This is a genomic window from Desulfogranum aggregans (assembly GCF_055398265.1).
Genome location: NZ_AP042447.1, coordinates 416,289 through 429,011, shown reverse-complemented (window position 1 = coordinate 429,011; position 12,723 = coordinate 416,289). Strand labels below are relative to the sequence as shown.

Annotated in this window: 10 protein-coding genes and 1 tRNA gene; 2 read left to right on the top strand and 9 right to left on the bottom strand. The window is 52.3% G+C overall.

The features are described from left to right. Nucleotides 1-6 precede the first annotated feature (6 nt). The 8 genes from clpX to ACZ52Z_RS01965 all read right to left on the bottom strand — a co-directional run bounded on the left by clpX (nucleotide 7) and on the right by ACZ52Z_RS01965 (nucleotide 9,864). The gene (gene clpX, locus ACZ52Z_RS02000; RefSeq protein ID WP_464269091.1) at nucleotides 7-1,278 is read right to left on the bottom strand and encodes an ATP-dependent Clp protease ATP-binding subunit ClpX; all 1,272 of its coding nucleotides are present in this window, start codon (nucleotides 1,276-1,278) and stop codon (nucleotides 7-9) included. Nucleotides 1,279-1,280: 2 nt separating this feature from the next. Further along, complete coding sequence (gene clpP, locus ACZ52Z_RS01995; protein WP_464269090.1) at nucleotides 1,281-1,883, bottom strand: ATP-dependent Clp endopeptidase proteolytic subunit ClpP; 603 nt, start codon at nucleotides 1,881-1,883, stop codon at nucleotides 1,281-1,283. Between the two features lie 56 nt (nucleotides 1,884-1,939). Then, complete coding sequence (tig, locus tag ACZ52Z_RS01990) at nucleotides 1,940-3,280, bottom strand: trigger factor (RefSeq protein WP_464269089.1); 1,341 nt, start codon at nucleotides 3,278-3,280, stop codon at nucleotides 1,940-1,942. 90 nt (nucleotides 3,281-3,370) lie between these two features. Continuing rightward, nucleotides 3,371-3,453, bottom strand: a tRNA-Leu gene (locus ACZ52Z_RS01985). Between the two features lie 105 nt (nucleotides 3,454-3,558). Next, on the bottom strand, nucleotides 3,559-4,746 hold the full coding sequence (locus ACZ52Z_RS01980; protein ID WP_464269088.1) for an MFS transporter: 1,188 nt from the start codon (nucleotides 4,744-4,746) through the stop codon (nucleotides 3,559-3,561). Between the two features lie 48 nt (nucleotides 4,747-4,794). Next, nucleotides 4,795-8,091, bottom strand: coding sequence for an efflux RND transporter permease subunit (locus ACZ52Z_RS01975; protein ID WP_464269087.1), 3,297 nt, complete (start codon nucleotides 8,089-8,091; stop codon nucleotides 4,795-4,797). Next, complete coding sequence (locus ACZ52Z_RS01970; protein WP_464269086.1) at nucleotides 8,088-9,242, bottom strand: efflux RND transporter periplasmic adaptor subunit; 1,155 nt, start codon at nucleotides 9,240-9,242, stop codon at nucleotides 8,088-8,090. Before ACZ52Z_RS01970 ends, ACZ52Z_RS01975 begins: the two co-directional genes overlap by 4 nt. Further along, nucleotides 9,220-9,864, bottom strand: coding sequence for a TetR/AcrR family transcriptional regulator (locus tag ACZ52Z_RS01965; protein ID WP_464269085.1), 645 nt, complete (start codon nucleotides 9,862-9,864; stop codon nucleotides 9,220-9,222). Before ACZ52Z_RS01965 ends, ACZ52Z_RS01970 begins: the two co-directional genes overlap by 23 nt. 194 nt (nucleotides 9,865-10,058) lie before the next feature. On the opposite strand from ACZ52Z_RS01965, the gene pdxH reads away from it, so the two are divergent. Beyond that, nucleotides 10,059-10,697 (top strand): pyridoxamine 5'-phosphate oxidase, encoded by a 639-nt coding sequence (pdxH, locus tag ACZ52Z_RS01960; RefSeq protein ID WP_464269084.1) that lies wholly within the window; start codon nucleotides 10,059-10,061, stop codon nucleotides 10,695-10,697. Nucleotides 10,698-10,720: 23 nt separating this feature from the next. Continuing rightward, nucleotides 10,721-11,467, top strand: coding sequence for an SDR family oxidoreductase (locus ACZ52Z_RS01955; protein WP_464269083.1), 747 nt, complete (start codon nucleotides 10,721-10,723; stop codon nucleotides 11,465-11,467). 15 nt (nucleotides 11,468-11,482) lie between these two features. On the opposite strand, the gene ACZ52Z_RS01950 is transcribed toward ACZ52Z_RS01955, so the two are convergent. Beyond that, entirely contained in the window at nucleotides 11,483-12,706 is a 1,224-nt protein-coding gene (locus tag ACZ52Z_RS01950; RefSeq protein ID WP_464269082.1) for an MFS transporter, read from the bottom strand. Nucleotides 12,707-12,723 lie beyond the last annotated feature (17 nt).

The following is a 12,723-nucleotide window of genomic DNA, read 5'->3' as shown; positions in this document are numbered from 1 at the left end:
ACCTGCTTAGGCGCTTTTTTTGTTCTCTGCGCTTTCGTATAATATGACCGGATATTCACCTTCGGTGATAACCTGCTCGTTGATCACGCATTCTGTGGCACTGGTATCAGAAGGCAGTTCATACATGACTTCAAGCATTGCCTCTTCCATCACAGAACGAAGCCCCCGCGCTCCGGACTTTCGCTCCAGCGCCTTCTTGGCAATTGCCTCCAGTGCGCCTTCAGTAAACCGAAGCTGAATCCCTTCCAGGGCAAAAAGCCGAATATACTGTTTGGTCAGTGCATTTTTCGGCTCCTTCAGAATCCGAATCAGGTCTTCTTCGACCAGTTCCTCCATGGTGGCGATGACCGGCAACCTGCCAACCAGTTCAGGAATCAAGCCGAACTTGAGCAAGTCCTCGGGCTGCACAGTACTGAGAACTTCGCCAACGCTCCGCTCAGTATCGCTGACGACCTTGGCGCCAAAACCGATCGCCTTGGTCCCGGATCTTCTCTTGATCACCGTATCGAGGCCGACAAAGGCCCCTCCGACGATAAACAGAATATTGGTGGTGTCAATGCGTACCAATTCCTGCTGCGGATGCTTGCGACCGCCCTTGGGCGGAACTGAAGCGGTGGTGCCTTCTATGATCTTCAGCAATGCCTGCTGCACCCCTTCGCCAGATACGTCACGGGTAAGCGAGGCAGAGTCAGACTTACGTGCGATCTTATCAATCTCATCGATATAGATAATTCCGCGCTCAGCCTGTTCGATGTCGTAATCAGCAGCCTGGAGCAGACTGACCAGAATGTTCTCCACATCATCGCCAACATACCCTGCCTCGGTCAAGGTGGTGGCATCGGCAATAGTAAAGGGAACATTTAAAATACGCGCCAGCGTCTGGGCTACCAGGGTCTTTCCGCTGCCGGTGGGGCCAATGAGAATGATGTTGGACTTCTGCAGCTCCACATCGTGCTCTCCCTCAGCAGGCCCTGCATCAATCCGTTTGTAATGATTGTGCACTGCGACGGACAAAACCCGCTTGGCATAGTCCTGCCCGATTACGTAGTCATCCAGATGAGCTTTTATCTCTTTAGGCTTGAGCACCGCCTGAGCAATAGATGCACCCTCGGCATTTTCCTCTGCCGAATCAACGATTATCTCATTGCAGAGCTCTATGCATTCATCGCAGATGTATACATTCGGACCGGCAATCAGTTTCCCTACTTCTTCCTGGCTCTTTCCGCAGAACGAACAGGTACAGTTGCCTCCATGTTCATCATGGAATTCGTCGTTCACTCTTATTTCTCCCCGTCTACTTCCTGACGGCTGGTCAAGACCTTGTCAATAATGCCGTACTTTCTGGCCTCTTCAGCACTCATGAAATTATCCCTTTCCGTATCGGCTTCCACTTTTTTCAATGTCCGGCCGGTATGACGGGAAAGGATGGTATTGAGATCCTTGCGCATGCGCAGGATTTCCCTGGCATGGATGTCTATATCCGTAGCCTGACCCTGAAATCCACCCATGGGCTGGTGGATCATGATACGGGAATTAGGCAACGCAAAACGTTTGCCATCGGCGCCGGCGGCGAGCAGTAAAGCCCCCATGGAGGCTGCCTGTCCCATACACAGGGTTGCCACATCGCACTGGATGTACTGCATGGTATCGTATATGGCCATCCCGGCAGTAACGGCACCACCGGGGGAATTGATATAGAAAGTTATGTCCTTATCCGGATCATCTGCTTCAAGAAAGAGCAGCTGCGCGATAACCAGGCTTGCCACGTCATCATTGACCTGGGACCCAAGAAAAATAATCCGTTCTTTCAACAGCCTGGAATAAATATCAAAAGCCCGTTCTCCGCGTGGGCTTTGCTCTACAACCATGGGAACCAGGTTCATATGTTCTTCTCCACAAATATAACGCAACAGAGCGGCACCCGAAAGCACCTCTCTTCTTATTCGGCTGCCTTTTCCTCGGTTGTTTCCGTAGCCGGCTCGCTTTTGACCTCTTCTACTTCGATAAACTGGGCGGCATCCCGGAGATATTCGAGAATTTTCTCATTGAGCAATTCATTCATGAACGGCAGGATCTCCTCACGACGCTTAAAGTAGCCTTTTACCTGGTCAACGGTCATATTGTACTGATCGGCAATACGCTGATACCCTCGCTGCAGGTCTTCGTCGCCCACCTTGATATCTTCAAGTTCCGCTATCTTTTTAAGCAGAAAATCACCTTTCACCCGCTTGACCGCAACTTCACGGTTACTGGCAACCAGTTCTTCCACGTTTATACCCGCGGACTCCAAGGTAAGACCACTGCGCTTCAGGTTTTCTTCGGTCTGCTTCAACATCTCCTGGATTTCGTACTTAACCAGCCGTTCAGGAACGTCGAACTCGTTGAGTTCTATGAGCTTATTCATGATACGGTCATCCAGGTCGCCCTGCAGTGTCTCTTCCCTGGCTTTTTCCAGCTGTTGTTTCACAGCGGCTTTCAGGTCATCAAGGCTGTTATGCTTATCATCAATATCTTTGGCAAACTCGTCATCAAGCTCGGGCATCAGGCGGACCTTCACCTCCTTGACATCAACTTTGAATTCCACCTTTTTCCCGGCCAGGATCGGATTGGGATAGTCAGCGGGAAAATCAATTTCATACAAGGTCTTGTCACCTTTCTTGAGCCCAAGGAGTTTTTCCTCAAACTCTTCACCCAACTGGTTAAGCCCGACATCGACGGTGAAATCTTCATTTTTCACCTGCGGCATGGCTTTCCCTTCATGAAAACCCTGAAAATCAACGACAGCAAGGTCATCAATGGCTATTTCATGCCCTTCTTCGGCTGTCTGCAGAACCGCATTCTCCCGCTGAAGTTTCTTGATTTCAACATCAACTTCTTCATCGGTAATCGTTGTAACCGGTTTTTCCACCTCAAGTCCTTTATACTGGGTCATATCGAATTCCGGCTTGATATCAACCATCGCCACATAGACGAAGGTGCCAGCATCGGGAAAGGAGTGCTCTGTTATCTCGGGATGCACTACCGGCTCGATCTTTTCCTGCTCAACCGCATCAAAATAGCTCTCCTGCACAAGTGTTTCACCGACTTCGGCCTGCACCTGATCCTTGAAATTCTTTTCCAGTACCGTGCGAGGAACCTTGCCTTTACGAAACCCTTTGAGTGAAACGTCTTTGTTGAGTTTGTTGTAGGCTTTATCAAGCTTCTTTTGTACGACTTTTTCCGGAAGGGTAATGGTCAGCTTTCTGGTTAAATCCGAGACATTTTCAACAACGATTTCCATTGACTGCAGTTCCTTTGTTGCCCTGCGACACTCATAGCACAGGAAAATTTATAATGATCAGCGATGTTTTTTTCGCAGTATTGATAGGTGTGCGAAAGGGGGGAGTCGAACCCCCACAAGCTTGGCTCGCTGGATCCTAAATCCAGTGCGTCTACCAGTTCCGCCACTTTCGCGTTAACCTCGTACTAATAACCAACATAGTGGCATACGTCAAGTAGTCCATAGGAGGAAAAAATTGGATTACCAACGACTTTGGCAGGTTAGAGCAACCTGGAAAATCAGCGGTCTATAGCTGTGTCGAGATCCTCATCCTCTCCGTTGCTGATCAGGTACGCTCCTATATAGCTCACTACCAGCAGGGCAGCCCCGCTGAGGTAAAAAGCCCATGCGATTCCTAAAAAATCCATAGCCACGCCGGCAAGAATGGCCCCGGAAAAAACGCCTATGCTCATGGCGAGGTTGAAGACGCCCATCATGGTTCCATGCCCGTAATGCAGACGCCCCTCTTCAGTGGCAAAGGCCCCAAGCACCGGCCATATAACCGCTTCCCCCAGCCCGAGCAGCATATACAACACCATGATGGACATGATCGAGCTGCCCGAGGGAATGAGCAGGATAACGCCCCCCATGCAGGAACACCCGAGTACCAGCAGCCGCACCTTGCTGTAGCGGTCGACCAGTTTGCCGAAAGGTACCTGCAGTACCGCATTGACCAGGGTACGTCCGGCGATGATAATGCCGATCTCCATCCCCGATCCCGCATACTCCCGGTTTATCAGCAGGGGAAGAAAAGCCATGGTGGGCACCATCATAATCATGGTTGAAAACCGCGCAAGCAGCATGCCGACCGTTCTCCGCCGGCGCACCATTTTTTTCAGGTTGCGGAACAAGCCAAGCGAGTTGACCTCCTCCTGATGGCCGGTCCCGGGTAAAAAGCAGGCCACCAGCAGAAACGCACAGCTGCTCAGCACGGCCATCACATAAAACACAGAGGCCATGCCCCAGTGGTCTGAAACCAGGCCGCCGATTATCGGCCCTCCGCCAATGCCGCAAAAAAGAGCGACATTGAGGTATCCCATAAAACGTCCTTCATGACCACTGGGAGCCAGCGAGCTGACATAGGCCATGGCAATAGGAACAATCATCGCTGACCCCATCCCCTGAAAGGATCGAATACAGAGTAGATGTCCGACAGCAGTGGCGTTGGGAATAAGCAGACCGACGGCAGCAAAAATGGTCAGCCCGGTCAGGAGAAAGCCTTTTCTTCCCCACCGGTCGGACCAGCTGCCGATCACAGGTTGAAAAAAGCCTCTGGTTATGGAAAAAACGGCAACAATAAACCCCAGGGAAAGGCCGGTGGCACCAAGCTGTTCTGCAAAAAGCGGCATCACCGGGATAATAATACCAACCCCGAGCATCGCTGTAAAAACGGCGAACAGGACAGTAAACAGGGTTTGCTTCCCCATTACGCTCCCAGAGGAGAGTTGGGCTGGGCAGCTATGGCAGCCCTGTGTTCAGCGTCCGGTGAGTTTGTCATAGACCCCCCAGTATCGGTCGTGAACGATCTGCCTGAATTGACCGGAAGCTGCAATAATCCGCTGCTGCAGATAGTAAATGGTAGGTACCACTACCAGGGTAAGAAACGTGGCGACCACCAGGCCGAAAATTACCACAACCGCCATGGATCTCCACCATTGGCTGGATTCGCTCACCCAGGAGATGGTCATCAGGTGAAAGTCAAAGGAGATACCGGTGACCATCGGCACCAGGCCGAGGATGGTCGTAACCGCGGTAAGCAATACAGGACGCAGCCGGGTGGCGCCTGCGGAGGTAACCGCCTCCATAAGCGGATATCCGCGGTCAAGCAGTTTATTGGTGTAATCGATCAACACAATCGCATTATTGACCACCACGCCGGCAAGAGAAATCACCCCCACGCCGGTCATGATAATCCCAAAAGGTTGACGAAAGAGCATCAGCCCGAGAAATGCACCGCCAAGCGAGAGAATGACCGAACTCATGATCAGAAACGGTTGCCCGACCGAATTAAACATGGCCACCAGAATAAGAAAAATAACCAGCAAGGCGATCACAAAGGCTTTGGTGAGAAATGCCTCGGATTCCTGCTGAAATTCGAATTCACCGGTAAACTTGACTGCATAGCCCGCAGGGAGTGGCAGGGAGGCAAGCAACGCTTCTGCCTCTGCCCGCGCCACCGGACCGGTTGTTTTGGCTTCGTCGACATTTGCCTTTACGGTGACCACCCGCTCATTATTTATGCGTGTTATGTCGCCAATGGAGCCGGCAAACTTAAATTCGGCAAAGGTGGAGAGAGGAACAAGAAAACCGGTAGGGGCGGGAATAATCAGTTCATTGAGGACATTGACCACCTTGCGGTCACTCTCTGCCAACTGCACGGTGATGTCGTAGTCATCGCTTCCTTCCCTGTACGAAGAGACATCCAGTCCATTATAGGCTGTTTTCAGGGCAAAACCGATATTGTCGGTGGTCAGTCCGAATAACGCCGCCTTCTGTCGGTCGACCACCACCTTAACCGAAGGCGTTCCCTCATTAAAGTCATCGCGGACATCCTTTACATTAGGCATGTCTTCAAGGATATTTTTCACCTTTTTGGCCAGGTTGCCGAGGACCAGAAAATTGTCCCCGGAAATCTCGATATTGATCGGAGACCCGGTGGGCGGTCCCTCTTCCTCTTTGGCGATGGTAATTTTACCGCCGGCAATGTTGGCCACCCGCTCCCGTATGGTCTCAAGCGTGGCAAAGGTCGACCGATGCCGATCCTTCAAGTCGATAAAGCGCACACCGATATGGTTTGGCAGGTTGGGGTCAAAGGCCGATCCCGGTCCGCCTGTCACCACGCCTTTCATATAGATATTTTTTACGTTTTCCAGGTCGCTCGGACCAAGATAGTCCTTTCCCGAGGCATCAGTGTATTCTTTTGGCTGCAGGGCCTGCCTGTATGCAGCATGATCAAAGGCATCGCTGGCGATGGTCTCTTCATCGGCACCGGCAACGGCCATTTCCACTCGCTGCATTACCCGATCGATGTACTCCAGGTCAGCCCCCTCAGGAACATCCACGTTCACATACATGCCTTTGGGTTCAATCTCAGGAAAAAACTCCACCGGCTTTTCCAGGCCAATCACCAGCAGCCAGCCCTGAACCATCAGGATGAGGACGCAGACCGAAAAACCGATGATCACCAGCGGTCGCTGCAGGGCAAAACGCAACAATCGTGCGTAATGCCTCAGCAGGGGGGAGTCGAGTGCAACCGGTTGCTCAAACCCTCCTACCCCGGCAGCCGTTGTCGGGCTGCCCCCCTTGACCTTGATAAACAGAGACGCCAGTGCCGGGTTGATCACCAGGGCAACAAACAGGCTCGAGGAAAGGGTAATGATAAGGGTGAGCGGAAGATAGCTCATGAATTCCCCCATGATTCCGGGCCAGAAAAGCATGGGAGAAAAGGCGGCAAGAGTCGTCAGCGTGGAGCCGATAACCGGATAGGCCACCTCCGAGGTAGCCTTCATGGCGGCCTCTACCCGAGAAGCTCCCTGCTCCATGAACCGATAGATATTCTCTACAATTACAATTGCATTGTCGACCAGCATCCCCAGGGCAAGAGTAAGACTGAACAGAACCACCATATTCAGGGTTATCCCCATGAGGTACAGCACAATAAAGGTGAGCAGCATGGAAAAAGGGATAGCCAGGCTTACGAGAATGGCATTGCGTATCCCCATAGCAAAAAAGATAACCACCACAACCAGCACCAATCCGGACAGGATGTTGTTTTCCAGATCAGCAACCATCTGGCCGATATCTTTTGCCTTGTCCATTACCTTGGTAATCTGGGTGCCCTGGGGCCATGTCTGCTGCCGCTTGGCAACAATCCTGTCAACAGCCTCGCTGATGGCAATAATATTTTCCCCGGAACGCTTTTTTACCGCAATGTTAACGGCATCCCGCCCATCGAGCCGAGCTCTGCTGGTTTCCTCCTTAAAGGAATCGACCACCCTGGCCACATCCTTGAGATATACCGGCTCGCCGTTATTCATGCCGACTACCAACCAGTATATTTCCTCCGGGGTGGTGAACTCCCCCGGAACACGAAGTAAAAACCGGCCAGCTCCCAAGCGGATGGCGCCACCGGAGGTATTAATATTTTCGCTTTGCACGACCTGCTGGAGCGTATTGAACGTCAGGCCGTAATATCCGAGCTTTTCCGGAAACACCTCCACCCTGATCTCCCGTTCCAGCCCGCCGGTGACGTCCACTTCCAGGACACCGGTCACCGCCTCGATGTCATCTTCAAGATCATCGGCTATGCGCTTTAAACAGGGAAGCCCGCAGGTGCCGGAAAGCGAGAAAACGACAATCGGCATTTCAGAAAAATTCACTTCAAAAACAGAGGGGTCTTCATCCAGGTCAGTCGGCAACTCGCCTAACGCCTCGTCCACCTTGTCCTTCACATCCTGCAGGGCCTGATCAATATCCGTACCGGTGACAAACTCCACATTGATATTGGACATCCCTTCGGTGCTGACGGATTGGAGTTTCTTCAATCCATCGAGCCCTTTGAGTTTTTTCTCTATCTCAATGGTTACCGAGGTCTCAATATCTGTGGAGGACACCCCCCGGTAATTGGTGGAAACAAACACATTGGGAATGGTGATATCCGGATCACTCTCTCTTGGCAGGACCCGGTAACAGTACACGCCGAAGACCAGGATCAGAACGGCCAATACCACGACCGATATACTCTTTTTTACCGCTGTATCGGAGACTATCATAACAGTCGTTCTGCAGGGTCACTGACCACTTTGACGATATTAATCTGCTGCCCGTCTTCCACTTCACGATGCCCTTCAATGACAACCCGTTCGCCTGCTTCCAACCCTTTGGCGACCTGAATCTGCCACCCTTCAATGATGCCGAGCTGCACCGGGCGCCGCTCAACCTCTCCGTCCACGGCAACATAGACAAACTGTTCTTCCCCCTGGCTGATAATCGCATAAAGCGGCACCATGACGGCATTATCGACTTGCTCCTTGACAATATTGGCACGTAAAAACATCCCGGGCAGAATTTCATGGCTGGGATTGTCCAGTGCCAGCTCAAATCGATACAGGTAGGCTGTGGTCTTCGGGGATGGTGAGAGAAAATGGGCCTTGCCGGTAAACTGCCTCCCGTTGAGGGCATTGATGGTTATGTCTACCTCGGAAATGTTGCGTACAGCGGCCACGTCTGATTCTGGGATGCCGACGACCCCCTTGACCCGGTCAAGCTCCAGCAACTCGATCAAAGGATCCCCCACGCTCAGATACGTCCCCACCTTGGCGTCGATCCGCCTCACCACGCTGTCCATGGGGGCGGTAATCGCGCAGCGAGAAAGCTGCAGGCGAGCTTTTTCCAGGTCGGTTTTGGCCTTAAGCAGTGCAGTTTCACTTGATTCCATGCTTGCAGGCGGAATAACGCGCTTTTTCAGCATCTCCTGGTTACGGGCAAACTCGGAGCGTGCCAGGTTGTAGGCAGCTGTTGCGGCATCCAGAGCAAGCCGGTAATCATCCTCCTCGATTCTCGCCATCACCGTGCCAGCCTTCACAGAATCCCCCTCTTCAACCAGTACCTCGGTAATGGCACCACTCACCTTGGCAAGCAGCTGTAACTCCGTCCATGGTTCGATGGTACCGGGCAGATTGATCACGTCGTAGATGGTTCGCGGAACGAGCTCAAGCAGCACCGTATTGACCAATCTTCGCTGTGCGACCTGTCCCTCTTTTTTTGCAGCCTCCAGCTTGGCCTTTTTCTCTCCGACCGTACCGGAGAGCATAAAAATCACGGCGATGAACAGAACCAGCCCCAACCGGGGGAGGTTGTTCCAGATAAAAAACAAAACCCCTGAACGCGCCCGACGGTCTTCAGGGTTTTCCTTTGCATGCATCACAATTCTCCGTAAGGTAGACTGGCGAGAGACCGTACATGGCCTGTTGCAGCAGTTGATGTAATGTCTCGTAAAATTCGTTTTCCCGTTTCAGCCGCCCACTGAACCATGCTGATATGGTGATAAGATAGAGCCCGTAAAAATGGCCGATCACCAGCGTAAGGTCGAGTTCTGGGCGCAACTCACCGCGCTCCTGCGCCCGCTTGAGGAAAGGCACGAGCATTTCAATATAGAGGTCTTCTATTTTCTGTGACTGTTCCAGGTTCTGCTGATCTGGAAAAAAAGATTCGCGCAGCAAGAGGCGACCGAACTCCTTATCCTGGCAGGCAAACCGAAAGGTCTCGGCAAATACTGCCATCATCTGATCGATCACAGGGGCATTGGTATCGGCGGAGGCGACAATCTGGTTGTGAGCTCTGAACAGCTGTGCCCGGCAAAAAGCTAAAAATACCTCTTGCTTGGTCCTGAAATAGGAATAAACGGTTCCCTTGCCAACTCCAGCTTCAGCCGCCAGGGCGCTGATACTTGTATTGTCATATCCCCGGCTGCGGAACAGTCGATCTCCGGCGGCCAGAATAGCCTGGCGGGTCAGTTGTTTTTTTTCTTCACGAATTCCCGACATCCTGCTGCTTCCCTTATACGTTGTCCTGCCCTTACCATAGTACCATAAAAGTTCAACCAAAATTCGACCATGGTCATTTTTTGTTGTTTCCCCCCTTTACCCCTGGCTAGGCCAACGGTTAATTAATGTTGACTGGGCGGAAGAAAAGCCCTATCAGTGACAAAGAGACAACCATTCACATGACGGACTGATCGATGGATATCAAAGGGTTTCGTAAAGAATATACCTCTCCGGTCCTGCAACGGCATATGCTTGATCCAGATCCGTTTGTGCAATTTGAACAATGGTTCAACGATGCATGCAGTAAAAACATTCCAGAACCCAACGCCATGTCACTGGCAACCGTCAACGACCAGGGGCAACCCAGCCTGCGGACGGTACTCCTGAAAATATTTGACAACAAAGGGTTTGTCTTTTTCACCAACTATACCAGCAGAAAAGCCAGGGAAATAGCCACAAATCCTCGTGTTTCTCTCCTTTTTCCATGGATCCCCCTTGAACGACAGGTAAGCATAACCGGAACCGCAGCCAGGATTTCGGTGGCAGACTCGGCCAAATACTTCGCCAGCCGCCCCAGAGAAAGCCAGCTTGGGGCCTGGATCAGCAGCCAGAGTTCGGTGATCACCTCCAGAAGTCTTCTCATGGAGCAGCTGGAGAAGGCAAAAGCAAGATTTCTGCAAGGGAAAATCCCCTTACCCGATTTCTGGGGTGGATACCGGGTGGTTCCCGGCACCATTGAATTCTGGCAGGGAAGAACCAGCCGTTTGCATGATCGTTTTCTCTACACGCTCAAGGAATCGGGGGAGTGGGAGATCAACCGGCTGGCGCCATGACAACTCACACAGAAGAGGACTCTATGCAGATCAAACTCACTGGAAAAGTCGCCCTGGTGACAGGTGCCTCCCGCGGTATTGGCAGGGCAATAGCACACAAACTTGCCTCCATGGGGGCAGCTGTGGTCATCAATTATAACACCAGCGCACAGGCTGCCAAAGAGGCTGTTCAGGAAATTGAGGCAGCAGGTGGTAGGGCAGTGGCCATACAGGCCGATGTAGGGGTGCTCGCCCAGCTGGAGCACCTCTTTGACCAAACCCTGGAACAGTTGGGAAGGATCGACATACTGATCAACAATGCCGGCATACTCATTACCGAGGAAATCAAAAACGTCAGCGAAGAAGCGTATGACCGACTCTTTGCAAGCAATGTGAAAAGCGTGTTCTTTGCCTGCCAGCAAGCCGCATCCAAGGTCTCTTCCGGAGGGAGAATCATCAACATTTCAACAACCGTTACCAAGGTCATGATGCCGGGATACGGTCTCTACGCAGCAAGCAAGGGAGCGGTGGATCAGATAACCAGGGTGCTCTCAAGGGAACTCGGCCCTCAACACATCACGGTCAATGCCATCTCGCCTGGCCCCACGGACACCGAACTGTTCAGAGAAGGAAAAAGTGAGGAGCAGATTGCCGGCATGGCCGCCATGTCAGCCTTTAACCGGATAGGCACACCGCTCGATATTGCCGGAGCGGTAGCCCTCCTGGTCAGCGATGAGGCCTCCTGGATCACCGGACAGAACATCTATGTGAACGGAGGGTTGGCGGGATAATTCCCCGCTCCTCTGTTACGCGGGTGCCTTCACCTGCCCCTTTTTCACGATCCTTACCTGACGCTGCAGCTGGAGCACGCACAGCAGGCAGCCCCCCAGTACCAGCAACAGGCTTGCCAGAAACACTCTCCAGCCAAAGAGGCTGTATACAATCCCCGGGGCAAAGGAACCGATGGTGCCGCCGAGGTAGTAGAAGGAGATATAGAGGCCATTGGCTATACCCTTTTTTCCTTCTGAAAGCGTGTTGACATACCCGGACAAAATAGAGTGGGCGGTAAACATGCCGGTGCAAAAGACAAACATACTCAGGAACATGCTGTTATAATCCATGATCATAAAACCTGCCGCTCCGATGGCATAGAGCAGAATCCCGGCAGTCACCGCTCGTGTCTCACTGCCGAAAAAGCGTATCACCCGGCTGACATTCAGGGAAACCACCACGCCCATCACATACCCGCTGTACATGATGCCTATCCCGGTCTCACGCACATCAGGCTGAATGCTCTTCAACGCAAAGGGAAGAAAATTCAGCGCACCGGCAAACACAAAAAAGACGCAAAAAATTGCCAGGTAGAGCCACAGAAAACGAGGCTGCCCAATCAGGCGTATTGCCTCGCCGAGGCGCGGCTTACTGTACTGTAAATTGGCATCCTTCTCCAGCATGCGCAGGAGATGGCAGCCCCACAACAGCAGAACGCCCAGAACAAAGAAAAAAAACCGCCACCCGAACAGGTCAGTAAAAAACCCTGAAAGCAACCTCCCCAGAAATCCACCGATAATCGTGGCCGCAATATAGCGGGCCACCGCTGCCTGTACCATTTCTTTTGAAGAGGTAAAGGAGATGTAGCTTACCAGGGAGGTCAGGATTGCCGGAATGACCAGGCCCTGCAGTCCACGGATCAGAAGCAGCAGCAGGTACGTATCGGTCATGCAGAACAGCAGTTCAAGGATCCCCAGCAAAAACAGGGCCGAACGTACGAGCCGACGAGCGGAAAAGGATTCCAGGATGATGCCATACACCAACGGGGCAAAACCAAGTGGCATCATCATCAGCGTGGTGAACAGAATGGCCTGCAATTGATTGAGCCCGAATTCGTGTTGAAAAACCGGCTGAATGGGCTGGGCTGCATAGAGAGAACAGAAGGTAACGACTGTACAGAAATAGATGGCCGGCAATGGGCCGACCACCATGCGCCGGTTACGGCCCCAGAGCTGCCGGCGCTTGGATTGGGTTTGCACCGCTACACCTCCTCTAT

Excerpts from the sequence above, each read along its gene's own strand:
- ACZ52Z_RS01970 (WP_464269086.1), bottom strand. The coding sequence starts at position 9,242 with ATGCATGCAAAGGAAAACCCTGAAGACCGTCGGGCGCGTTCAGGGGTT.
- pdxH (WP_464269084.1), top strand. The coding sequence starts at position 10,059 with ATGGATATCAAAGGGTTTCGTAAAGAATATACCTCTCCGGTCCTGCAA.
- ACZ52Z_RS01980 (WP_464269088.1), bottom strand. The coding sequence starts at position 4,746 with ATGGGGAAGCAAACCCTGTTTACTGTCCTGTTCGCCGTTTTTACAGCG.
- tig (WP_464269089.1), bottom strand. The coding sequence starts at position 3,280 with ATGGAAATCGTTGTTGAAAATGTCTCGGATTTAACCAGAAAGCTGACC.
- ACZ52Z_RS01975 (WP_464269087.1), bottom strand. The coding sequence starts at position 8,091 with ATGATAGTCTCCGATACAGCGGTAAAAAAGAGTATATCGGTCGTGGTA.
- clpP (WP_464269090.1), bottom strand. The coding sequence starts at position 1,883 with ATGAACCTGGTTCCCATGGTTGTAGAGCAAAGCCCACGCGGAGAACGG.
- ACZ52Z_RS01965 (WP_464269085.1), bottom strand. The coding sequence starts at position 9,864 with ATGTCGGGAATTCGTGAAGAAAAAAAACAACTGACCCGCCAGGCTATT.
- ACZ52Z_RS01955 (WP_464269083.1), top strand. The coding sequence starts at position 10,721 with ATGCAGATCAAACTCACTGGAAAAGTCGCCCTGGTGACAGGTGCCTCC.